Origin of the sequence: Cupriavidus cauae (assembly GCF_026210475.1) — a bacterium.
Classification (GTDB): Bacteria; Pseudomonadota; Gammaproteobacteria; order Burkholderiales; family Burkholderiaceae; genus Cupriavidus; species Cupriavidus cauae.
On record NZ_CP080294.1, the window covers coordinates 317,555 to 339,284 of the forward strand.

Below are 21,730 nucleotides of genomic sequence, written 5' to 3' on the forward strand. Positions count from 1 at the left end.
TCGACGGGGTCGATACACGGCGATACAAACTCGCCGCCGGATTGCGTGATGGTCCGACGTGGCCGGTGCTAACGGAGGATGGCACCATGGCCCGGACTCGCGCCGGAGGGGCCGCCGCCCCGTGCCACCTCGGCATCCACCAGTCCGGCGCTGTGCCAGATCCGCTGCGCCTGCACGCGCACCGCGGACTGCCGCGCCCGCACGCCGGCGATCCCCGCCATCGCATCGCGCAAGGCCTGCTTGCCGGCGTCGTACAGCGCCTCGCGGATGTCCAGCAGCTTGCGGCAGGTGCCCCAGGCGTTCAGATCGAGCCGCTGCAGCGCGTCGCCGAGACGATGCAATTGCGGCTCTGTCAGCCGGGCACCTGCACGTGCCAGCAGATCGTCCACACGCCGCTCGATCTCCGTGAGCACCCCCTCGCCCGCGCGCTGCCGCGCCAGCGTGCGCAAGTTGTGGACCAGCGAATCGATGGCAGCACCGATCTGGTCGGCATCGCTACCAGGATCAAGCAGCAGGTCCGTCAATGTCTGCATGGCGGCCGGCGGCGGACTGCTGCGGGGCTTCTCGTTGACGCGACTCGACGCGGCGCCAGCCGCTGCGGCAGCCGCCGCTGCCTCGTCCGGCCCGGCGGCACTGGACGGACCCGAGGGCGGCGCTTCCTGGGCAATGCCAAGCTGCGTGCGGATCAGCACCAGCGCGGTATCCCGCTCGAGCACGCGAAAATCGTCGGCATGGCGGGTCATGCCGCTCACGGTCAGTTCGCGGGCTTCCGACGCCCTGCATAGCGCTTGCGCGGCTGTCGCCCATTTCGCGGCCAATGCCTGCGTGAGTGCCAGGTCGCCGTCCGCCATCCCGAAACGGCACACCGCCTCGACCGAACGTCGGAACATGTCGAAGGTGTCCGCAGCGTACGCACCGCCGGCCAGGAACTTGCGGTCGCGCGGGCGCGGGCTGACCCAGTCGTCGCGAAGGCGCGCCAGGTCCAGTACGCCCTTGCCGTCGCGTACCTTGGCCAGTTCGCGGTCCAGCTGCATCAACACATGACCGACGCCAGCCGCGGGCACGATGCTGTCCGGCTCGAACCTGCGTAGCGCTTCCCTCGCGGTCGCCTCGATCATGGCCTTCGCCGCCGTTGTCGCGGCCGCATCGTCCGCCGCGGCGTCGTTGCCGAGGTCCGATGCCGGATAGCCGCGGGGGTCCTGGCACCAGTCCACCATCGCCTGCAGGGTGTCCCTGCTGCACCGGGCACAGAATGCGGCAAGCGCATCGGGCGGCAATGGCGTCAGCTTCTCGGCGATCGACTTCGCCGTATCCCGGTCGGACAAGGGCGGCGGCGTGGAAACGTAGGTGATCCGGGGCAACGGCTGACGGCCGCTGGCTACCGTCTGCGCGCGCCGGCCGCGCCAGAAGAACAACGCGCGCAGAAGCCGGGACCAGAGGCTGGTTCGCGCGGTTGGCGCGCCGCATGCAACGCCGCATGCAATGCCCGAGGATGGCGCGGCTTCGGACCGCACCTTGTACCTGACGCCCAGGCACGGACCGAAGAATCTGGACACGACTTGCAACATCCCATTCCCCCAAACAAGCAAAAAAAAGCATTCCGCGCGGCCCCATCGAGGCCGCGCCCTGACTAACCATGTGCGTGGATCAGGCCCGGACCCAATCGAGCGGCATTTCGGCCGGAGTCTCCGGCGCGGGGTCGGTAGCGAACAGCTGCCGGAACAGGACGTTCGCCGCAGCGACTGCGCCCGCTTGCGCGGATGCCGATGACGCGCCGTGCGGTGCCTCCGACGAAGTGGAATCGGCTTGGCGGGCATGGGCCAGGCCCTGGTCCGAGGCACGCGCCTTGCCTGCGGCGCGTGCCTTGGCGTCACTGGCGCTCGGCAAAGGCGCTGCTGCAGGCTTCGTCTTCTTATTTGCCGCTTCGCGCTTGGCTGCCGGCGCCGCTTGCCACGCCATGCGCATGGCGAGCAAGGCGGACAGCTGATCGTAGGCGGCCAACCAGTCGCCCAGCAGCCGACGTTGGCCGGCGAGCGCGCTGGCGGCGCGCGACGTGCCCGTGTCGTGGCGCTCGCCGGGGCGCGCCGAGCGGTGGACCATGGCACGCAGTGCGAGCATGGCTGGCGTCGTCATCCAGCGATGCAGATTGGCGATGTCGTTCGGCTTCAACGCCGCCAGCCTCGTCGCCAGCGCGTCGTGCAGCAGACTCTCCGGCGCGCTGTCGGCAGCCGGAAAATCGGAACCGGTGCCGGCCCGATCCGCATCGCCGATGAGAGCCCGTGCGCTGTCGGCCAGCTTGCGGGCGCTGGCCCCCAGCGCAGCGAGTTCCGCGAGAAGGACCGCATCGCCGGCGTGCTGACTCGCGTCGGCCGTACAGTGGCCGGCATGCCGACAAAAGCGGTCCAGCGTGTCTGTTGCCACGCTGGAGAGCGTGCTGCCCGCTTGCAGCATCGGCTCCAGTTCCGGGCCGAGGACCGGGCACTGCCGCAGCGCCAACCGCTGCGCGGCGTTCAGCCCGTGACCGCCCTCGAGCACCAGGCGGTGCAGCGCCGCGCGCAGTGCGGGCGGAAAGCGGTCGGCAGACGGCGCTTGCCCGCTGTTGCCGGCCAGCACCCTGACATGCGCCAGCAGCATGTCGATCTGCCTGGCCGCCGCCTGGCGATCGGGCAGCCGGTCGCTGTTGATCATCGCGGCAAGGTCCCATGGGGGGCCACCGACGATCGCGCGAAGCGCGGCATCGCCCCGCTCCCGCAGCACGGCATGCTCGCGGCCGTAGGGAATCGCCTCCAGCGTGCCGACCAGTTCGTCTACCGCGTGCTGCAGCGTGGCGGCGTCCGCGGATGGTTCGGTCTGCAAGCGGTCCCGCAGCGCAAGCGCCTGTGCGATGGCGCGGCGCCCCGGCTCCGAGGCGGCAAGCGGGCTCGACGCGGCGAGCGGCCCGGCCGGCTTGCCATCCGCCAGCAGCGCGTCGAGCAGCGCGATGGCGGCAGCCCGATCGCTCGGCAGGCCGGTGGCGAGACGCTCGGCAAGCGGCACGCCGGTGCGCCGGCGCAGCAAGGTCAGCGCCGCGTCGACATGGCTGGCAGGATCGGGCGCGTCGAGCGGGACGCGCGTTGGCACGGGTTCTTCCGGAAGCGGTGGCTGGTACAGGCCCAGTGCCAGGCATGGATGCATCGCGTCCGGCGCGGATTCGGCGCGCTGGCCATCACCGTGGGATCGCCCCGGTTCGGAACGGAAGAATGGCTGGCCGAACTGGCCGAGAAGACGGCCGAAGGAGGGAAAGGAAGAGGGAAACACGATGGCGGTCGCCTCGGCAGTCGAGCGGGATGGCGCAATGTAGCGCTTCCGTGCGAGCTTGCTGTCGAGACTGGTCCGACTCTATAGAGTCTCGCCGACGCACTGCGATGCAATGTTTCGGAATCTATACAGACAGCCTCTGCGGCACCGAGTCGCAGTGCATGGCAGGTGCTGCGCCTGACCCTCGATCCCCTAGCGCTGCGCCGTCGCGAGCCGTACCGCCAGACCGGCGAAGACGGTGCCGGCGAACCAGTTCAGCGCCCGTCGCGCGCGCGCCGAGCGCAGCAGCAACGTGCCGAACAGCCCCGAGAACCATGCGATCGCGCCGAACACCAGCAGCGTGGCGAGCATGAAGACCGCGCCCAGCACCGCGATCTGCATGGCGATCGGTCCCTGCGCCGGCGAGACGAACTGCGGCAGGAAGGCAAGAAAGAAGATCGCGACCTTGGGATTGGTGACGTTCATCACCACGCCACGCCGATACATCTGCCAGCCGTTGCCGGCGCGCTCGCTTGCCTGCACCGGGGCATCGACCGGCGCGCGAAACGCCTGCCACGCGAGCCACGCCAGGTACAGCGCGCCGCAGATCTTCAGCACGGTGAAGGCGGTGGCCGACGCCGCGAACAACGTCGCCAGTCCCAGCGCCACCGCGGCGGTGTGGAACAGCAGGCCGGTACACAGGCCCAGCACCACGGTCAAACCCGCCCGCGGCCCGCGCATGGCGGACTGCAGCAGCACGAAGACGTTGTCCGGCCCGGGCGCGAGGCCGAGCAGCACGGCAATGCCGAAGAAGGCGATCAGCGTATCGAGCGTGGGCATCTTGTCTCCTGGAACGGTGGAACGGTGGAAGGCGGGATCGCCTGGGGTGCTGCTGCGCCGTCAGACCAGCGGGGACGGGTCCGTGTGCGGCGCGACGGCCTGGCCGCCGGCCATCACCAGCCGGTTGCGGCCGCCGCGCTTGGCCGCATAGAGCGCAACGTCGGCGGCGGCCACCAGTTCCTCGACCAGCGGCGAGTCCGGAATGCGGGAGACTGCGCCGACGCTGATGCTCAGGAAGGGATGCGACGGGTCCGCGCCCACATGCGGCATTTGCAGCGAGCGCACTGCCTGCAGCATGCGCATGCCGATGGCACGGGTGCGATCCGCATCGGCCTGGTGCAGCACCACGGCGAACTCCTCGCCGCCCACGCGCGCGCAGAAGCTGGCCGCCTCGTCGAGCGTCTGCGCCAGCGTCGCGCCGATCGCGCGCAGGCATTCGTCGCCGCGCAAATGGCCGTAGATGTCGTTGTACTGCTTGAAGAAGTCGATGTCGATCAGCATCAGGCCGAGCGGCGTGCCGCGCTCCTGCGCCGCGGCGAGCAGCACACCGGCCTCGCGCTGGAAGAAGCGCCGGTTGAACAGGCCGGTCAGCGGGTCGCGATACAGATCGCCTTCGATGCGCAGCAGCTTGTCGACGGTTTCGTTGAGCCGGACCGCGAGATTGGAGTTCTCTTCCACCAACGCATGCTCGCGCGTGCGAAAGGCGCTGACATCGCGCACGAAGACGATGCGGCCGATGACCCGCTCCTCCAGATTGCGCACCGGCTCGACCGTCAGCTCGTAGTCCGGCACGCCCGCCACATACGGCCGGGTCGCCAGCCACGAAGCGGGCGCGGGATCGCCGCGCCGCAGTCCGGGCAACATGCGTTGGGCCGTGCGGTTCAGATCGGCGATGCGGTCGCGGTCGTCCACGATCACACAACCTTCGCGCAGCGCGTCGAACACGCGCAGCCGCGCATAGTGGCCCACGTCGCCCAGATGTGGCCGCAGCGCGCACAGCCAGACCAGCAGCGCCATCACGGAAAACGTCGCGGGCGTCAGGTCGCCGCCCACCGGCGTGGTCCAGCCTCGCAGATAGGCGACATTGGCCAGCACCGGCAGCAACAGCCCGGCGATCAGCACCGCCCTGCCCCCGCGCGACAGCCTGCCGCGGGGGCGTGCCGTCACCAGGAAATAGAGGCTCGCCAGCAGCAGGCCATAACTGTAGGCGGCCAGGGCCCAATAAGCCGGGCCGTGGGAGAACACGGCGCGCGTATGCAGGCCTTCGCCCCCGAACCACTGGATCTGCGGCCAGACCAGCCCATGGCGTTCGTTGGTCAGCACCAGGATCATGCTGGCGACGCCGATCGCCAGGGCCAGGGTCAGCCAGCCGCGGCCGATCACGTGATCGGGATGCGTCAGCCGCACGACCGACAGCAGCCAGCCCACCGGCACCATCAGGATGCCCGGATATTGCAGCTTGGCCCAGACGATGCGTTCCGCGACGTTGGGAGCCTGGATTTCCAGCATGCGTCCGGCACACCAGATGCCGGCGCCGACAGCCAGCAGCAGAAAGGCCCGCACGGTGGGATCGTCGCGCCGCGGCCAACTCGCGATAGCGATCGCGGCGCACACCAACAGTGCGCCGGCCATCAGCAGAATCAGCAGGGAAATCGCCATCGGGCAGGATTGCAACACGGCTGGCCCGAGTGGGCAACCGCTGCAGCACAGGAGTGGGTATCGAGGTCTGCCGGGGCGCAGACCCGAGGTCGCGGGCCGGTCGCGAACTGCCGGCGCCGACGCCAGAGGTCGGCGCGCGGCGCCGCCGCGCTCAACCCGTGGCCGCTTCGGCCGGCTGTTCGGCGGCGGACGTCGCGCCGGCGGGCTTGCCGACCGCGGCCAGCAGCATCTGCGCCGCGGCTTCCCAGCGCTCGGGCGAGCGGAACAGGCGCGCCGAGATCAGGCCGCTCTGCAGCGCGCCGAAGATCACCATCGCCAGTTCGGCGGCCGAGATCGGCTGGGCCGGTGCGCCTTCGGCACGGGCCTGTTCGATCATGCCGGTCAACAGGCGCTCGTGCAGCAGGAAGAAGTCCTTCAGCACCGCATGAACCGCTTCCGGCAGGCACTCGGTTTCGGTCGCCAGCATGCCGCACATGCAGATCTGGTCCGGATCGAGCTTGCGGCGCCAGCCATTCAGGTAGAGCTCGGCGCGTTCGAGCGGGCTCAGCGCCGGGTCGATATGGCTCAGTTCTTCGGCGATCCGGGCCGTGTATTGCCTGGTCGCTTCCAGCGCCAGGTCTTCCTTGCACGGGAAGTAATAGTGGATGCTGGACGTCTTGACGCCGACCAGGTCGGCGAGGTCGCGATAGCTGAACCCATTGAAACCGCGCCGGCGGATCAAGGCGAAGGTGTGGTCGAGCAATTGCTCGCGGACGGATTGCGCTTTCATGACGCCACTTTATCTACCAACAGATAGGTTAGCAATGAGGGATAGCCCCGGATTGCCGGCATGCCTGCCGTCAAGCGTCATGCAAGATGCGAGCCATTGCCCGGCATCAAGCGGGCAACACTTGCGCGATCGCCGTGACTAGCCAACCACTTGCTCCGCAGAGCAACAGCCAACCGGACACAATCAGAACACTGTCGCGAATTCCCATGATCGACTCCTGAAAACAAGCCTAGCCGCGATGCTGGCGGCCTGGCCACGATGAGCGCGCGGCGGGTTGCCCCGCCGCTCCCGTCAGGCGTGGGCGCCGTCGGTGTAGGTGTCCACGCTGCGCGCGCCGTCGGTGTACGAATCGAAGCGGCGCGACGGCGAGGCGGACACGCCGCTGCGATCCAGGCCGGCGCTGCGGAAGCTGTCGGTGAACGGATCGGTCTTGCCGACGCGGGCGCCTTCGGTGAACGGATCGAACTTGCCGGCACGCGCGCCTTCGCTGTAGACGTCGAACTTGCCGGCGCGGGCGCCCTCGCTGTAGACGTCGAACTTGCCGCTGCGCGCGCCCTCGCTGTACGGGTCGAACTTGCCGGTACGCAGTTCGTAGCCGTAGCGATCGGCCGGCACGCCGCCCGCGCTGGCGGCGGCAGCCTGGCCGGCAACGGTAGCGGCGGCGACGGTGGCGATGGCAATCAGGGTCTTGGCGAACTTGGCTTGCATGATGGTTCTCCTGGCTTCGGTGGGCGCGCAGGCAGGTGGTAGTCCCTTGATTCCTGCGTCCGCCCGGGCAACGGGTGCATCGGCGCTTTTTCCGGCATCAGTATCTACTCGTAGATAGATAACCTCTGTCAAAAAAATAGCCTCGGCGGCTCGGTAATGCTGGTGGACCAGGAGTCCGTCGATTTCGTCAACGCACTGCGGGTTCCATGTCCTGCATGTTATCTACCGATAGATAGATAGTCAAGGAAAATATTAAGGCGCCCCGGATACGACCCGCATCCCCGAAGCGCCACGTGAAGCCAAGTTCATAAATCGGCGTGCCAAGGTGCGGCACATCGGACAATCTACCCTGCCCCGCCGCGATCCGACAATCCGTCATGGCGCGTGGTTGTGGGCGATCCGCGACGGATGCGGTGCGCCGCACATGGCCGAGGTGCATTGGCGTCTATATTGGATCGCATGGCCTGAGAGGTTTTTCGACCACAAGGATCATCGAATCCAGTACGGGAGGTACACCGCCATGCGTTCGCTTGCATCACTGTTCATTGCGCCCAGCCCGGAAAAGATCGCCGCCAAGGAGTTGCAGGACATGCGGCTCGCGCTGTTCCAGGCCGAGCGGCGCCTGCTGGAGGCGCAGATGCAGGTCGACTACTACCGCGACATGGTCGGCTTCCTGGAAGAGGTCGCCACCGCCGGAGTCGAACAGGTCGTCGACAAACGCCGCGCAAGCGAAGCCGCGGCTGCCGAACAGGCCGATCGGACCGAGGCCGCCGCCTCGCACACCGTGCCCGTTCCGTCGCAGACCGCCACGCAGCCCTCGCGCATCGCGCCTGGCCTGAGCACCGTGCCGATCGTGCCGTCCGCGGCCTGATCCCTTGCTGTCGGCGGCGCGCCCCGCGGCGGGCGCGCGCCGCTTCTGTGCGATACTGCGCAGCCGCGCTGCCCGGCGCCGTTGCATTTGCAAAGCGCGGATGCCGGCGATCCCTGAGGATGCGCACGCCATCCTTGCCGATGCCGTCCAGTCCTTCCCCAGCGCGCCGTCGACCCCGCGCCTTGCCATGACCGAAGCCTTCCACGCCGCTCAATCCGCCGCCGAATCCTCCGCCGACGCCCCGATCGAAATCGAAACCGCGCCGCAGCCACGCTTTGCCGTGATCTGGATGCATGGCCTGGGCGCCGACGGCGGCGATTTCGTGCCGGTGGTGCCAGAACTCGGCCTGCCGTCCGACGCAGCGGTGCGCTTCATCTTCCCGCACGCGCCGCTGATTCCGGTGACCTGCAACGGCGGCTATATCATGCGCGCCTGGTACGACATCGTTTCGCTCAACGATGCGCGCCGCCATGCCGACGAGAGCGGCATCCGCGCGTCGCGCGACACGATCCGCGCGCTGATCGCCCGCGAGAACGCGCGCGGCATCCCGAGTTCGCACATCGTGCTGGCGGGCTTCTCGCAGGGCGGCGCGATGGCGTATCTGGCCGGACTGACCCATCCCGAGCCGCTGGCCGGGATCATCGCGCTGTCCACCTATCTGGCCTCGCCCACGCTGCTCGACGCCGAGGCCGCGCCGGGCAACGCCGCGACGCCGATCTTCGCCGCGCACGGCGCGCAGGACGACGTCGTGCCGCTCGCGCTCGGCACGCAGGCGCGCGACCTGCTGCAGCAACGCGGCTATCCGCTGACGTGGCAGACCTATCCGATGCCGCATTCGGTCTGCCTCGAGGAGATCGCCGACATCGGCGTCTGGCTCGGCCAGCGCCTCGCCGCGGCCGGGGCCGGTTCGGCGGCTTGATGCCGTCCACCATGGCCTGACTGCGCCATTTCCGCTGGGCGGTCGCGTCCGTCGCGTCCGTCGCGTCTGCCCGCACGTGCCAATCCGATTCGTTTCCGATGTCAGCGATTCCCCCGCGTCCCCCTGCTCCCTCCGCTCCCCTGCTCGACTTCGATACGCGCAAGGCGCTGCTGTTCGCGCTGGCCGCCGAACGCCTGTCGGCCTACTACGAGCACGGCAAATGGATGACCGACGCTCAGGCCGCCACGCTGGCCGCCCAATGGCTGTCGCGCTCGCGCCTGCAACTGGCGCTGAGCGAGCGCCGGCTGCTGTCGGAACTGAGCGACCAGCTCGCACGCCAACTGGCGGAAACGCTGTCGCGCTCGGCGGGCCTCTACGCCGCGCATGAAATGATGGAATCGCTGGACCCGAACTATCAGTCTGCCTTCGCGCACGACATGCTCGACGAGTGCGAGCGGCTGCTGCGCGAGAACGGCGTGCAGGACTGAGCGGGCCGCGTTACTGCACGGAAACCACGGGCAGCACGGGCAGCACGGGGTTCAATCGGCGAGCTTGCGCAGCGCCTCGTAGGCGGTGGCCAGATGGTACGGCGTGGTCGAGGGCATCTCGTCGCGCAGCACCGCATCGTCCGGGCCGATGCATTCGTGCCAGCCGCGTGCATGCAGGAAACGGCCGGGGAAGGCGGCCAGCCACTGGGCCAGCGCGGCCCGGCCCTCGCCGTCGCCGCGCAGTGCCAGCGCGCGGGCGTATTCGGTCTGCGCCCAGATGCGCTGGGTCGCATCGATGATGCGTCCGTCCGCGTCGAGCGCCGCGGCTACGCCCTGCGTGCCAGGTGCCACCCCATGCCGCTGCGCGAAGGCACAGCCGCGCGTCAGCGACTCGGCCAGTTCGCACGCGCCGAACACCGACGGCGCCATTGCCAGCAGCGAATACCACTCGAACTGGTGGCCCGGCTCGATCCGGTTGTCGGCCGCGCCCAGCGGCAACTCGGCGATGCAGCCATTCGCCGGATCGACGAAGGTGCGCTGGACTCGCTGCGCGATCTCCCGCAGCCGCTGCGCGTACCACTGGTCCCCGGTGGCCTCGTGCGCGGCCAGATAGGCCTCGGTCAGATGCATCACCGGGTTCTGCAGTACCGCCTCGCGCTCGACGGTGAAGTCGCGCGCCAGCGCGGCGTGGTACAGGCCGTCCGGAATGCCGAATTTCGCCTCGATCAGCGCCACCGTGCCGTCCAGCACGTCGCGGGCATCCGCATTGCCGCTGCGGCGCCAGTACGCGGCGCAGGCGAACACGACGAAGGCGTGCGTGTACAGGTCCTTGCCGGTATCGAGCGGCGCGCCGTCGGCGTCGATGCTGTAGTACCAGCCCCCTTCCGGATCGGCGAACCGGCGGCGCAGCGCGGCGAACAGCGTATCGGCGTGGGCGAGGCCGCCCGGCTGCCGCGAAAACACGTAGAGCTGCCGCGCGCAGGCCATCGCCCGAAAGCGTTGCACCGGCAGCGGGCTGGCATCGCGCCCCGCCAGGGCCTCGTAGGGCAGCCCGATGGATTCGTGCCAGCCGGCGCCGGTCCACAGCGGCAACACGGTGGTGTCGTAGTGCGCCAGCAGCGCGGCGATGCCATCGCCAAGGCCTCGGGCGGTCCCACCGGAGGGGGTGGCGGAAGCGGCGGAGGAAGCGGCGGAGGAAGTGGCGGAGGAAGCGGCGGCAGAGGAAGAAATGCGGCTCATCGAGGCAGAGGGATCGGCGGCGGGCACGGGCAAGCGCAGAAGATACTGTAAATGCCCACGAAACAAAAGCGGCGTCCTCACTGTGCCACCGGCCCGAAATCCCCGCGTCCAACTGCTAGGATGAATCGAGGTAGCAAGGGGAACCCGCCATGCCGAACACATCCCTGTCCCTGTCGGACCAGCACCGCACCGTGGTGCTGCACGTGATCGAGCTGCAGCCGCAGGCCTACACCTGGCAGATGGTGCTCGAGGAACACTGCGGCAGCGCCGACTGCGACTGCATCATCGAGGCCCACGCCGAGTGGCCCACGAAGGCCGAGGCGCAAGCGGCCGGCTGGGCCGAATGCAACCGGCTGCTGAACGGTCCCCGCATCGCCACGGAGCACTGAGTCCGGGCGCCGGCGCTTGCACGGCGGCCGATATGCACTACCCTGAAGGCGTCGGGCCTTTCGCCCGGCACGGGTCTGCTGCGCGCTCGCAACCTGGCTTGACGGCACCTTGCCGGCAGGGCGCAGACGCCGTCGGCGTCTCACTGGACCCGATCCGACCGACTCTCACCACGACGGGAGAACCCCACTCGCCACCGGCGCCACGGCGCACCGGCAAGAGAGGCTGTTCCGCTCGCAGGGAGACCGCCATGGAAAAGCCAGTGATCAGTCCGCGCCGCTTTGTCGAGATGGTCAATGCGCGGCTGCCGAGCCATCCGCTGTATCGCGAGGGCATGCACGTGTATGCGGTACCGCGCGATGCCGAGCGTCCGCGCAGCCTGGTCTGCGTGGGGCCGAAGGGCACGGTGGGCGTCTGTACCGCGATCGAAACCATCGTGCGCAACGAGTTCGATGTCGAGCCCGACATCCCGCGCGAGTGGCATCACGACATCCCGCCCTGCGCGCCCAACATCCGCCGCGCGCATCTCCCCGTGCAGGCGCGCCAATCCTGAACAGCGGCGGACCAACCCGGCGCCGTTCCTGGCCGGTCCGCGGCCTCAGACCTCCGCCGCTTCCGCCGTCTCGCGCGTTTCCCTGGTGGCCTGGCCCGTCCCGGTATCGTCCTCGGGCGTCAGCTGCATGAAGATCCAGGCCGACGCCGACGTAATCAGCCCCACGCAGACGAAGGTCGCATGGAACGCCGGCAGCGGCCCGGCCTGCGCATGCTCCTGCAAGACGCGGTTGAAGGTCCCCAGCAAGGCGCCGGCGGACGTGACCGCCAGGCTCATCGCCAGCATCTGCACCATCGACAGCAGGCTGTTGCCGCCGCTGGCGCTGGCGCCGCCGAGATCCTTCAGCGTGACCGTATTCATCGCGGTGAACTGGATCGAATTGACGGCGCCGAACAGCGCCAGCTGGCACAGCACCAGGGGCAGCGGCAAGGTCGGCGAAATCAGCCCGAACGAGGCGATCACCAGCCCGACCACGAAGGTATTGGTCACCAGCACCCGGCGATAGCCGTGCCGCTCGATCAGGCGCGTCGCCAGCCGCTTGGACAGCATGCCGGCCGCGGTCACGGGCAACATCATCAGCCCCGCGTACAGCGGCGAATAGCCCAGGCACACCTGCAGCGTCAGCGGGATCAGGAACGGCATCGCGCCATTGCCGATGCGCGCGAACAGATTGCCGAGCAGGCCCACGCTGAAGCTGTGGATGCGGAACAGCGTCAAGGGAAAGAGCGGCTGCGTGCGCCGCGCCGCGTGCAGGGCATAGGCGGTCAGCGCGGCCAGGCTCGCGATCAGCAGCATCAGCACGGTGGCGTGCTCGAAGCCGAAGTCGGCCAGGCCGTCGAGCGCGAACGAGATCGTCACCATTGCGGTGGCGAGGAAGGCGTAACCGGCGACGTCGAAACGGCCCGTCTCGGGCAGACGGCTGTTCGGCATGTAGCGCAGCGTGGCCAGGCCACCGAGCAGCCCGACCGGCACGTTGATCAGGAAGATCCAGTGCCACGACAGCGCCTGGGTCAACCAGCCGCCCAGCGTCGGCCCGATCAGCGGCCCGATCATGCCGGGAATCGCGACGAAGCTCAGCGCCTGCAGGAACTGCTCGCGCGGAAAAGTCCGCAGCACCGCCAGCCGCCCGACCGGCAGCAGCATCGCGCCGCCGACGCCCTGCACCACGCGCGCCGCGACCAGGAAGGGCAGGCTCTGCGCATAGGCGCACAGCAGCGATCCGAGCACGAACAGCGCGATCGCCAGCTGGAAGATCCGCCGCGTGCCGAAGCGGTCGGCCAGCCAGCCCGACGCCGGGATGATCACGGCCATCGTCAGCGAATACGCGATGATCACGGACTGCATCCGCAGCGGACTTTCGCCGAGGCTGGCCGCCATCGCGGGCAGCGCGGTATTGACGATGGTGCTGTCCAGCGTCTGCATGAAGAAGCCGACCGCGACGACCCACAACATCACCTTGCGCGTGCGCGCGTCGCTGTCCGGGGTGGGCGTCATGCGGCTGTCAATCCATGGAGACAAATCAATACGGCACGATACGCCACATCATCGCGATACGACAAGACCGGCAGCCGGCCCGTTCGGACGCATGGGTCCCGGCGCATCGGTCTGGCCGCATAGGTCGAGCCACATAGGTCGGGCCGCATAGGTCGGGCCGCATAGGCTCTGGCGCGTAGGACGCGGACCGATGCCGCCCGCCGTCATCGCTGCCTAGACTGGCCGATAACTGGCCAATCACCTGGCCCGATGGCATCCCGAGGAGGCAGACATGAACAAGGCTCGCATGACCACGCTGGCCACGCTCGCCGGCGTCGCCAGCGTCAGTGCGGCACTGCTGCTGGCCGCGCGCTCGCGCGAACCCGTGCGCAATCCGCATGTGCCCGAGCCGGACAAGGACGTGGAACTGGACCCCTACCTGGGCCGCTGGTACGAGATGGCGCGCTACGACAACCACTTCGAGCAGGGCGCCGACGCGGTCACCGCGGAGTACAGCCTGCGGCCGGACGGGCTGATCGACATCGTCAACCGCGCCGGCCGCGACGCGACCGGCAAGCCCCGCATCTCGCGCGGCAAGGCGCGCGTCGTGCCGGACAGCCGCAACGCCAAGTTCAAGGTGTCGTTCTTCGGACCGTTCTACGTCGGCGACTACTGGATCCTGGACCACGCCGAGGACTACAGCTGGTCGATCGTGGGCGAGCCGTCAGGGCGCTACCTGTGGATCCTGACGCGGGCGCGCGATCCCGAGCCGGCGCTGCGCTCGCAATTGCTGCATCGGGTCGCGGAGCTGGGCTACGACGTCGACGCGCTGCGCATGACCGAACACGCAATACTGCAGGAGGCGCCGGCGCCCGCCGCGCCGGCCTGAGGAGGCCGGGCCGCCGAAGCGGCCAAGGCGGATGATGTCCCTCAAGCCGGTACGGCAAGGCCCGGCCGCGGCTCAGTGCCAGTGGCGATGATCGCGCCAGCGCGCCTCGCGATAGCCGTCGTGGCGGTGCCAGCCGCGCGCATAGCCATACGGCGGGCCGTAACGGACGGGCGCGGGAGCGACCACCACCGGGCGCGGCGCCACCACCACGGGCGCGGGGGCGTAGGCCACCGGGGCCGGCGCATAGACGGGCGCCGGGGCATAGACCGGAGCCGGCCGGTAGACCGGTGCCGGCGCCACCACCACGCCGGGCACGCCGACGCCGATATGGATGTCCACCCCGGCATGCGCCGCGGCGCTGGCTGCCAGCATGGCACCGCCCACAGCGACCATTGCGAGAATCCGTTTCATGGTTGTCCCCCTGAGGAGCCGTTGAACATGGCCGTACTGTATGCGGCGGCGCCGTAATATTGGCCGCGCGAAGTGTTGCATTTGTGACGCTGTATTACGGCTGCAGGCGCGTCCCCGCGGCCCCCGAGGGGTCCTGAGGGCCTCGTGCCCGTCTCGCAGGGGCCGCGCAGGCCCGCCGACTCTTGCGAGATCGGCAAGAAAGCGGAAAAGGCTTCGGCAAATTGCCGGCGAGGCGAGAACAAACCCGGCATTCGCATCGTCAAACTGCTATCCCCGTCACAGGAGAACATCGATGAAGACACTGACTCTTGCATCCGAATCGTCCTGCCCTGGCCATTCCGGCCGTTTCGATCCTCCCCGCCAGTCTCGTCTTTCCCGCCGCCTTGCCGGGCTCGGCGCCGCCGCGCTCGGTGCGCTGGCCCTGAGCGTCCCGGCCCTGGCCGCGGACCTGACGCCGCAGACGGCCGGGCCCTTTACCTATGTGTGCGGCGGCGTCGCCGAAGACGAGCAACAAGCGATGCGCGCCGAGGCCCGCAACTACGACATGGGCCTGCTGATGACCGAAGGCCCGCGCGGCGAATATCTGTCCGATGTCGATATCACGCTGTCGCGCGGCGGCAAGCAGGTCGCGAACTTCCGCTCCACCGGACCGCGCTGCCTGATCAAGGGTCCGAAGGGCACCTACCAGGTCACCGCGGACTATCAGGGCAACACCAAGCGCACCACGCTGAGCGCGGGCCAGCGCAACAAGCAGCTGCGCTGGTAAGTCCCTGGGTTGGCAAGTGAGTTGGTAAGTCACTGCTTCGGTAAGCCCGCCCACATCCAGCGTTGATCGTGCGCGTTGATCGTGAGCGTTGATTGTCGATCGGCGGCCTGCGGGCCGCCGATGCATTTGCGCGCCCGCCCGGTCTCGGCCATCAGCGCAGATACCCCGCCCCACGGAACCACTCCACCGCATCGCGCAGCCCTTCCCGATACGGCCGCGGCCGGTAGTCCAGTTCCGTGCGCGCCTTGTCCGAGCTGAAGTACATGCGGTAGCGCGACATCGCCAGCCCGTCCACCGTCAGCAGCGGCTCGGTGCCGCGCCGCCGCGCGATCGCCTCGGACAGATGCGCGAACGGGATCAGCGGCCAGCGCGGCAGCGGCACCAGCGGGCCGCGGCGGCCGGTCAGCTCGGCGATATCGCGCAGCATCTGCCGCAGCGGCACGTCCTCGCCGCCGAGGATATAGCGCTCGCCGATGCGTCCGCGTTCAAGCGCGAGCCAATGCCCTTCCGCCACATCGTCGACATGCGCGAGATTGAGCCCGGTATCGACGAAGGCGGGAATGCGCCCGCTGGCCGCTTCGACAATCACCCGGCCGGTCGGCGTCGGCCGGATATCGCGCGGCCCGATCGGGGTCGAAGGATTGACGATCACGGCCGGCAGGCCCGCGGCGATCTCGCGCTCGACGGCGCGTTCGGCCAGCACCTTGCTGCGCTTGTAGGCCCCGATCGCCTGCTGCGGCGACAGCGTGGCAGTCTCGGTGACCGGCGCGGTCGCGCCCTGCACGCGCAGCGTGGCAACGCTGCTGGTATAGACGACCTTCTCGACGCCGCAGCGCCGGGCCGCGCCCATCATGGTCTCGGCACCGACCACATTGGTGCGGACGATGGTCTCGGGCTCGGGCGCCCACAGCCGGTAGTCGGCCGCCACGTGGAACAGATAGCGGACCCCGCGCATCGCGCGCTCGACCGCCTTCGGATCGCACATATCCCCTTCGACGATACGCACCGGCAGGCCCTCCAGATTGCCGCGCGGGCTGCCGGCGCGGACCAGCACGCGCACGCGCCAGCCGCGCGCGAGTCCTTGCCGTGCCACCGCGGAGCCGAGAAAGCCCGATGCCCCGGTGACCAGAATGTCGTCGTCGATGCTTTCCATCGGCTCTCCATGGTGCTGTCCTGCGCGCTGTCTTTTCGCACGGTCTGTCGCGCGGTGCTTCGTCCGGCGGGACTGCCTGGGTGTGCCAGACCTGCGCCGAACCTGCTTCCAACTGTGCCGGACGTGTGTCGGACGTGTGCCGGACCTCCGCCGGACCTGCCCCGGGCCGGCCGGGCAAAGCCGCCGACGCGGGTATATAGTAACCACCGTGCGACGGGAAGCGCTTCCCGCACACCGGACAAGGCGCCGGCTCCACGGCGGCTTGCCGGCAACGCTGCGTCAAGGCCCGGCGTCAAGGCCCGGCGTCAAGGCCCGGCGTCAAGGGCCCGGTGTCAAGGCCCGGCGTCAAGGGCCCGGTGTCAAGGCCCGGCGTCAAGGGCCCGGTGTCAAGGCGCGGTGTCCAGGTTGTATTGCCAGGGGGAACGTCTCCATGCGGGTGATTCTGGCTCAGCCGCGCGGCTTCTGCGCGGGCGTGGTAAGAGCGATCGAGATCGTCGATCGCGCGCTGGTCAAGCACGGCGCGCCGGTCTACGTACGCCACGAAATCGTCCACAACCGCCATGTGGTCGACACCCTGCGCGACAAGGGCGCGCGTTTCGTCGAGGAACTCGACGAGGTGCCGGCCGACGCGGTGACGATCTTCAGCGCGCACGGCGTCGCGCGCAGCGTCGAGCGGGAAGCCCAAGCGCGCCAGCTGCATGCGATCGACGCGACCTGCCCGCTGGTCATCAAGGTCCATAACCAGGGCAGGCAATACGCGGCCAGCGGCCGCATCGTCATCCTGATCGGCCATGCCGGCCATCCCGAGGTGGTCGGCACGATGGGCCAGATCCCCGGCCGCGTGATCCTCGTGCAGAACGAGGCCGAGGTCGCGCAGCTCGATCTGGCCGCCGACACGCCGCTTGCCTATGTCACGCAGACCACGCTGAGCGTCGACGATACACGCGGCATCATCGCCGCGCTGGAACGGCGCTTCCACGATCTGGTCGGACCCGATACGCGCGACATCTGCTATGCCACGCAGAATCGCCAGAGCGCGGTGCGCGAGCTGGCCACGCAGGTCGACGTGCTGCTGGTGATCGGCGCGCCCAACAGTTCCAACTCCAACCGCCTGCGCGAGATCGGTACCGAGAGCGGCGTGCCGTCGTTTCTGATCGCCGATGGCAGCGAGCTCGACCCGGCCTGGGTGCGCGATGCCGCCGTGGTTGGCATCACGGCCGGGGCGTCCGCGCCGGAAGCGATGGTCGAGGACGTGCTGGCCGCGCTGCGCCGGCTGGGGTCGGTCGAAGTCAGCACGATGACAGGCCGCGAGGAAACCGCGCAGTTCCGTCTGCCCGCCGAGCTGGCCGGCGTCACCGTGGCCTGAAGCCGCCGGGCGAAGCGCGATCCCGCCCAGGCATCCATCCACCCACATCGAAGGAGGAAGCGCGCCTTGGCCATCCCCCTGCTCCAGGTTGCCCGCGTGGGCGCCTATGTGGTCCGCCAGCGGCTGGCCGGCCGCCAGCGCTATCCGCTCGCGCTGATGCTCGAGCCGCTGTTCCGCTGCAATCTGGCCTGCGCCGGCTGCGGCAAGATCGACTATCCCGAACCCATCCTGAACCAGCGCCTGTCGCTCGACGAGTGCCTGGCGGCGGTCGACGAATGCGGGGCGCCGGTGGTCTCGATCGCCGGCGGCGAGCCGCTGCTGCACAAGGAGATGCCGGCCATCGTCGAAGGCATCGTCGCGCGCCGCAAGTTCGTCTACCTGTGCACCAACGCGCTGCTGATGGAGAAGAAGCTCGACGCCTACCGGCCGAGCCCCTACTTCGTCTGGTCCGTGCATCTGGACGGCGATCCCGAGATGCACGACCGCGCGGTCTGCCAGCCTGGCGTCTACGAGCGCGCGGTGGCCGCGATCCGCGCCGCCAAGCAGCGCGGCTTTCGCGTCAACATCAACTGCACGCTGTTCAACGATGCCGACCCGGAGCGCGTGGCCCGTTTCTTCGACTCGGTCAAGGCGATGGGCGTGGACGGCATCACCGTCTCGCCCGGCTATGCCTACGAGCGCGCGCCCGACCAGCAGCACTTCCTGCATCGTGGCAAGACGCGCCAGCTGTTCCGCGACATCCTCGCGCGCGGCCGGCGCGGGCGGCAATGGGCCTTCAGCCAGTCGACGCTGTTCCTGGACTTTCTTGCAGGCAACCAGACCTACCGCTGCACGCCGTGGGGCAATCCGGCGCGCACCGTGTTCGGTTGGCAGCGTCCGTGCTATCTGCTCGGCGAAGGCTATGCCGCGACGTTTCGCGAGCTGATGGAGGACACCGACTGGGACGCTTATGGCACCGGCAACTACGAGAAATGCGCCAACTGCATGGTGCACAGCGGCTATGAGGCCACCGCGGTGGCCGATACCGTCGCGCATCCGCTGAAGGCGATGCGCGTCGCGCTGCGCGGCGTGCGCACCGACGGCCCGATGGCGCCCGATATTGCGCTGGACGGCCAGCGGCCGGCCGAGTACGTGTTCTCGCGCCATGTCGAGATCAAGCTCGAGCAGATCCGGCGCCGCGCCGCCGGCCCGGCCGATTCCACCGCCGATTCTGCGGATTCTGCCGCGAATTCTGCGGATTCCGCCGGTTCGGCCGACGCCCCCGACACCGCCGGTTCCATCCACGCCCCGAAGCCGGACCGGCGGGCCACGGCGCTGCATTGAACGCGCATGGACTGGGTCAGACTGGCCGGCGGCGTCCTGACCGTGCTGGCATCGGGCTATGCGGCGGCGGCCTGGTGGGCCAGCCGCCGTCCCCTGCCCGCGCCCGCCGTACAAGGCGATGACGGCCTCGCACCGGTGACGGTGCTCAAGCCGCTGTGCGGCGACGAGCCGCGCCTGTACCGCAATCTCGCCAGCTTCTGCCGGCAGCGCCATCCCTGCTTCCAGCTGGTGTTCGGCGTGTGGGAGCCCGACGATGCGGCGCTGGCCGTGGTCGACCGTTTGCGTCGGGCGTTCCCCGGCTGCGATATCGCCGTGGCGATCGGCGCGCATCGGAGCGCGCCGGCGCTGCCGACCGTCAACCCGAAGGTCGCCAACCTGCTGGCGATGCTGCCGCTGGCGCGCCACGAGCGGCTGGTGATCGCGGACAGCGATATCGCGGTGCGTGCCGACTATCTGCGGCGCGTCACGGCGCTGCTGGCCGACCCGCGCGTCGGCATCGTGACCTGCCTGTATCGCGGCCGGCCGCTGCGGGGCATCTGGGCGCGGCTGGGGGCGCAATTCATCGACGAGTGGTTCGTTCCCGCAGTACGCGTCGCGCATGCGGGAGGCAGCCAGCGCTTCGGCTTCGGCGCGACCATCGCGTTGCGGCGCGAGGCGCTGCTGCGGATTGGCGGCTTCGCGGCCCTGGCCGACCGGCTCGCCGACGACTACTGGCTCGGCGAGCTGACCCGCCGGCAAGGGTTGCGCACCGTGCTGTCCGAGGTCGTGGTCGGCACCGATATCGCGGAAACCACGCCGCGCGCGCTGTGGTCTCACGAACTGCGCTGGCTGCGTACGCTGCGCGCCCTCGATCCCGCCGGCTTCGCCCTGGTCTTCCTGACCTTTACCTGGCCGATGCTGGTGATCGGGCTGCTGCTGGCGTCCTCGCGCGCGCTCGCGCTCGTGGCGGTGCTCGGGGCGATGGCCCGGACGCTGCGTTGCCGCGATGCGGGCGCGGCGCTGCGCGCGCCCTTGCGGGACACGCTGCTGCTGCTCGAATGGACGGTGGCGATGGCCGGCCGGCAGGTGCGCTGGCGCGGTACGCGCCTTGCCATCCAATGGACGCGCGATGGGGTCGCGAGCGCGGCAGTCGGCGCAAGCCCGCCCCGCCCCCACGATCGCGCCGACATGCAGCCCCCTTCCGTCTCCCGGAGGACCCGATGAAGACCCTGTTCCTGCAAGCGCCCTCCTTCGACGGCTTCGACGGTGGCGCCGGCTCGCGCTATCAGGCCAGGCGCGAGATCCGCTCGTTCTGGTATCCGACCTGGCTGGCGCAACCGGCGGCGCTGGTACCCGGCAGCCGCCTGCTCGATGCGCCGGCCGACGGCTTGAGCCTCGAACAGACGCTGGCCATCGCCAGCGAATACGAACTGGTGATCGTGCATACCAGCACGCCGTCGTTCCCGGCCGACGTGCGTTTCGCGCAGGCGCTGAAGGCCAGCTATCCGACCATCCGGCTCGGCATGGTCGGCGCCAAGGCCGCGGTCGATCCCGGCGGCACGCTGGCCGCCAGCGAGGCGATCGACTTCGTCTGCCGCGAGGAATTCGACTACACGTGCCGCGACGTCGCCGCCGGCATCCCGCTGCCGCGGATCGCCGGGCTCAGCTACCGGGCGGCCGACGGCACCATCGAACACAACCCGCCGCGGCCGATGATCGAGGACATGGACGCGCTGCCCTTCGTCGCCCCGGTCTACCGGCGCGACCTGAACATTCGCAACTACTTCATCGGCTATCTGCTGCACCCCTATGTATCGATCTACACCGGCCGCGGCTGCCGCTCGCGCTGCACGTTCTGCCTGTGGCCGCAGACGGTCGGCGGCCATCGCTACCGCGTGCGCTCGCCGGAGAACGTGCTGGCCGAGGTCGAATGGATCCGCCGCAATATGCCGGAGGTGCGCGAGATCATGTTCGACGACGACACCTTCACCGACTTCAAGCCGCGCGTGGAGGAGATCGCGCGCGGGCTCGGCAAGCTGGGCGTGACATGGTCGTGCAATGCCAAGGCCAACGTCCCCTACAGCACGCTGAAGATCATGAAGGACAACGGCCTGCGCCTGCTGCTGGTCGGCTATGAATCGGGCGACGACCAGATCCTGCTGAACATCAGGAAGGGCCTGCGCACCGATATCGCGCGGCGCTTCACCGAGGACTGCCGCAAGCTCGGCATCACGATCCACGGCACCTTCATCCTCGGCCTGCCGGGCGAGACGCGCGAGACCATCGAGAAGACCATCGCCTTCGCGCAGGAGATCAATCCGCATACGATCCAGGTCTCGCTGGCCGCGCCCTACCCCGGCACCGCGCTGTACCGGCAGGCGCTCGACAACGGCTGGCTGGCCGACGACAAGGTGATCCCGCTGGTCAACGACCGCGGCGTGCAGCTGGCGGCGATCAGTTACCCGCATCTGTCGCGCGACGAGATCTATCACGGCGTCGAGACCTTCTACCGCCGCTTCTACTTCCGGCCGTCCAAGATCTGGGAGATCACCCGCGAAATGATGGGCAGCTGGGAAATGACGCGGCGCCGGCTGCGCGAAGGCGTCGAATTCTTCCGCTTCCTGCATACCCACGAGGCGTGATCCTGCCGATCCCGACCAC

At 69.1% G+C, this 21,730-nt stretch carries 21 protein-coding genes; 11 read left to right on the forward strand and 10 right to left on the reverse strand.

The annotated features are described in order from the left end of the window. Window positions 1-68: 68 nt before the first annotated feature. The 6 genes from KZ686_RS16995 to KZ686_RS17020 form a co-directional block, all read right to left on the reverse strand. Window positions 69-1,568, reverse strand: a complete 1,500-nt coding sequence (locus tag KZ686_RS16995) for a hypothetical protein (protein ID WP_265634415.1) — start codon at window positions 1,566-1,568, stop codon at window positions 69-71. Window positions 1,569-1,647: 79 nt separating this feature from the next. Further along, window positions 1,648-3,297, reverse strand: a complete 1,650-nt coding sequence (locus KZ686_RS17000; RefSeq protein ID WP_265634417.1) for a hypothetical protein — start codon at window positions 3,295-3,297, stop codon at window positions 1,648-1,650. Window positions 3,298-3,489: 192 nt separating this feature from the next. Further along, window positions 3,490-4,116 (reverse strand): LysE family translocator, encoded by a 627-nt coding sequence (locus KZ686_RS17005; RefSeq protein ID WP_226105272.1) that lies wholly within the window; start codon window positions 4,114-4,116, stop codon window positions 3,490-3,492. Window positions 4,117-4,176: 60 nt separating this feature from the next. Further along, entirely contained in the window at window positions 4,177-5,775 is a 1,599-nt protein-coding gene (locus KZ686_RS17010; protein WP_149318109.1) for a histidine kinase N-terminal 7TM domain-containing protein, read from the reverse strand. Between the two features lie 151 nt (window positions 5,776-5,926). Continuing rightward, a complete protein-coding gene (locus KZ686_RS17015) occupies window positions 5,927-6,544 on the reverse strand; it encodes a TetR/AcrR family transcriptional regulator (RefSeq protein ID WP_265634421.1) in 618 nt (205 codons plus the stop codon). Window positions 6,545-6,835: 291 nt separating this feature from the next. Continuing rightward, on the reverse strand, window positions 6,836-7,252 hold the full coding sequence (locus KZ686_RS17020; RefSeq protein WP_149318107.1) for a hypothetical protein: 417 nt from the start codon (window positions 7,250-7,252) through the stop codon (window positions 6,836-6,838). A gap of 520 nt (window positions 7,253-7,772) precedes the next feature. Here KZ686_RS17020 and KZ686_RS17025 point away from each other — a divergent pair. The 3 genes from KZ686_RS17025 to KZ686_RS17035 all read left to right on the forward strand — a co-directional run bounded on the left by KZ686_RS17025 (window position 7,773) and on the right by KZ686_RS17035 (window position 9,530). After that, a complete protein-coding gene (locus tag KZ686_RS17025; RefSeq protein ID WP_265634423.1) occupies window positions 7,773-8,123 on the forward strand; it encodes a hypothetical protein in 351 nt (116 codons plus the stop codon). Between the two features lie 187 nt (window positions 8,124-8,310). After that, window positions 8,311-9,042 (forward strand): alpha/beta hydrolase, encoded by a 732-nt coding sequence (locus KZ686_RS17030; protein ID WP_265635261.1) that lies wholly within the window; start codon window positions 8,311-8,313, stop codon window positions 9,040-9,042. Window positions 9,043-9,140: 98 nt separating this feature from the next. Then, window positions 9,141-9,530: a hypothetical protein gene (locus tag KZ686_RS17035; protein ID WP_150083418.1), complete on the forward strand. Its 390-nt coding sequence runs from the start codon at window positions 9,141-9,143 to the stop codon at window positions 9,528-9,530. 51 nt (window positions 9,531-9,581) lie between these two features. On the opposite strand, the gene KZ686_RS17040 is transcribed toward KZ686_RS17035, so the two are convergent. Then, window positions 9,582-10,769, reverse strand: a complete 1,188-nt coding sequence (locus tag KZ686_RS17040; RefSeq protein ID WP_265634426.1) for an AGE family epimerase/isomerase — start codon at window positions 10,767-10,769, stop codon at window positions 9,582-9,584. Between the two features lie 149 nt (window positions 10,770-10,918). Between KZ686_RS17040 and KZ686_RS17045 the strand changes: the two genes are divergently transcribed. Beyond that, on the forward strand, window positions 10,919-11,158 hold the full coding sequence (locus tag KZ686_RS17045; protein WP_265634428.1) for a hypothetical protein: 240 nt from the start codon (window positions 10,919-10,921) through the stop codon (window positions 11,156-11,158). Window positions 11,159-11,406: 248 nt separating this feature from the next. Then, a complete protein-coding gene (locus KZ686_RS17050) occupies window positions 11,407-11,709 on the forward strand; it encodes a hypothetical protein (protein WP_265634430.1) in 303 nt (100 codons plus the stop codon). Between the two features lie 45 nt (window positions 11,710-11,754). Here the strand turns inward: KZ686_RS17050 and mdtD are convergent, their stop codons facing one another. Continuing rightward, window positions 11,755-13,203 (reverse strand): multidrug transporter subunit MdtD, encoded by a 1,449-nt coding sequence (gene mdtD, locus KZ686_RS17055; protein ID WP_226105263.1) that lies wholly within the window; start codon window positions 13,201-13,203, stop codon window positions 11,755-11,757. A 271-nt stretch (window positions 13,204-13,474) separates the two neighbouring features. On the opposite strand from mdtD, the gene KZ686_RS17060 reads away from it, so the two are divergent. Then, entirely contained in the window at window positions 13,475-14,071 is a 597-nt protein-coding gene (locus tag KZ686_RS17060; protein WP_265634433.1) for a lipocalin family protein, read from the forward strand. Between the two features lie 72 nt (window positions 14,072-14,143). On the opposite strand, the gene KZ686_RS17065 is transcribed toward KZ686_RS17060, so the two are convergent. After that, complete coding sequence (locus tag KZ686_RS17065; RefSeq protein ID WP_187829179.1) at window positions 14,144-14,482, reverse strand: hypothetical protein; 339 nt, start codon at window positions 14,480-14,482, stop codon at window positions 14,144-14,146. A gap of 292 nt (window positions 14,483-14,774) precedes the next feature. Between KZ686_RS17065 and KZ686_RS17070 the strand changes: the two genes are divergently transcribed. Continuing rightward, on the forward strand, window positions 14,775-15,248 hold the full coding sequence (locus KZ686_RS17070) for a hypothetical protein (RefSeq protein ID WP_226105261.1): 474 nt from the start codon (window positions 14,775-14,777) through the stop codon (window positions 15,246-15,248). Window positions 15,249-15,399: 151 nt separating this feature from the next. On the opposite strand, the gene hpnA is transcribed toward KZ686_RS17070, so the two are convergent. After that, window positions 15,400-16,401, reverse strand: coding sequence for a hopanoid-associated sugar epimerase (gene hpnA, locus KZ686_RS17075; RefSeq protein ID WP_265634436.1), 1,002 nt, complete (start codon window positions 16,399-16,401; stop codon window positions 15,400-15,402). 430 nt (window positions 16,402-16,831) lie between these two features. Between hpnA and ispH the strand changes: the two genes are divergently transcribed. The 4 genes from ispH to hpnJ all read left to right on the forward strand — a co-directional run bounded on the left by ispH (window position 16,832) and on the right by hpnJ (window position 21,711). Next, window positions 16,832-17,767: a 4-hydroxy-3-methylbut-2-enyl diphosphate reductase gene (ispH, locus tag KZ686_RS17080; protein ID WP_265634438.1), complete on the forward strand. Its 936-nt coding sequence runs from the start codon at window positions 16,832-16,834 to the stop codon at window positions 17,765-17,767. 66 nt (window positions 17,768-17,833) lie between these two features. Further along, complete coding sequence (hpnH, locus tag KZ686_RS17085; RefSeq protein WP_265634440.1) at window positions 17,834-19,090, forward strand: adenosyl-hopene transferase HpnH; 1,257 nt, start codon at window positions 17,834-17,836, stop codon at window positions 19,088-19,090. Window positions 19,091-19,096: 6 nt separating this feature from the next. Next, complete coding sequence (hpnI, locus tag KZ686_RS17090) at window positions 19,097-20,293, forward strand: bacteriohopanetetrol glucosamine biosynthesis glycosyltransferase HpnI (RefSeq protein ID WP_265634442.1); 1,197 nt, start codon at window positions 19,097-19,099, stop codon at window positions 20,291-20,293. Next, on the forward strand, window positions 20,290-21,711 hold the full coding sequence (gene hpnJ / locus KZ686_RS17095) for a hopanoid biosynthesis associated radical SAM protein HpnJ (protein ID WP_150083412.1): 1,422 nt from the start codon (window positions 20,290-20,292) through the stop codon (window positions 21,709-21,711). The genes hpnI and hpnJ overlap by 4 nt, the downstream gene beginning before the upstream one ends. The last annotated feature ends 19 nt before the right edge of the window (window positions 21,712-21,730 follow it).

Coding starts and splice junctions, on each gene's coding strand:
- KZ686_RS16995 (WP_265634415.1), bottom strand. CDS start 1,568: ATGTTGCAAGTCGTGTCCAGATTCTTCGGTCCGTGCCTGGGCGTCAGG.
- KZ686_RS17005 (WP_226105272.1), bottom strand. CDS start 4,116: ATGCCCACGCTCGATACGCTGATCGCCTTCTTCGGCATTGCCGTGCTG.
- KZ686_RS17010 (WP_149318109.1), bottom strand. CDS start 5,775: ATGGCGATTTCCCTGCTGATTCTGCTGATGGCCGGCGCACTGTTGGTG.
- KZ686_RS17015 (WP_265634421.1), bottom strand. CDS start 6,544: ATGAAAGCGCAATCCGTCCGCGAGCAATTGCTCGACCACACCTTCGCC.
- KZ686_RS17020 (WP_149318107.1), bottom strand. CDS start 7,252: ATGCAAGCCAAGTTCGCCAAGACCCTGATTGCCATCGCCACCGTCGCC.
- KZ686_RS17025 (WP_265634423.1), top strand. CDS start 7,773: ATGCGTTCGCTTGCATCACTGTTCATTGCGCCCAGCCCGGAAAAGATC.
- KZ686_RS17030 (WP_265635261.1), top strand. CDS start 8,311: ATGACCGAAGCCTTCCACGCCGCTCAATCCGCCGCCGAATCCTCCGCC.
- KZ686_RS17035 (WP_150083418.1), top strand. CDS start 9,141: ATGTCAGCGATTCCCCCGCGTCCCCCTGCTCCCTCCGCTCCCCTGCTC.
- KZ686_RS17040 (WP_265634426.1), bottom strand. CDS start 10,769: ATGAGCCGCATTTCTTCCTCTGCCGCCGCTTCCTCCGCCACTTCCTCC.
- KZ686_RS17045 (WP_265634428.1), top strand. CDS start 10,919: ATGCCGAACACATCCCTGTCCCTGTCGGACCAGCACCGCACCGTGGTG.
- KZ686_RS17050 (WP_265634430.1), top strand. CDS start 11,407: ATGGAAAAGCCAGTGATCAGTCCGCGCCGCTTTGTCGAGATGGTCAAT.
- mdtD (WP_226105263.1), bottom strand. CDS start 13,203: ATGACGCCCACCCCGGACAGCGACGCGCGCACGCGCAAGGTGATGTTG.
- KZ686_RS17060 (WP_265634433.1), top strand. CDS start 13,475: ATGAACAAGGCTCGCATGACCACGCTGGCCACGCTCGCCGGCGTCGCC.
- KZ686_RS17065 (WP_187829179.1), bottom strand. CDS start 14,482: ATGAAACGGATTCTCGCAATGGTCGCTGTGGGCGGTGCCATGCTGGCA.
- KZ686_RS17070 (WP_226105261.1), top strand. CDS start 14,775: ATGAAGACACTGACTCTTGCATCCGAATCGTCCTGCCCTGGCCATTCC.
- hpnA (WP_265634436.1), bottom strand. CDS start 16,401: ATGGAAAGCATCGACGACGACATTCTGGTCACCGGGGCATCGGGCTTT.
- ispH (WP_265634438.1), top strand. CDS start 16,832: ATGCGGGTGATTCTGGCTCAGCCGCGCGGCTTCTGCGCGGGCGTGGTA.
- hpnI (WP_265634442.1), top strand. CDS start 19,097: ATGGACTGGGTCAGACTGGCCGGCGGCGTCCTGACCGTGCTGGCATCG.
- hpnJ (WP_150083412.1), top strand. CDS start 20,290: ATGAAGACCCTGTTCCTGCAAGCGCCCTCCTTCGACGGCTTCGACGGT.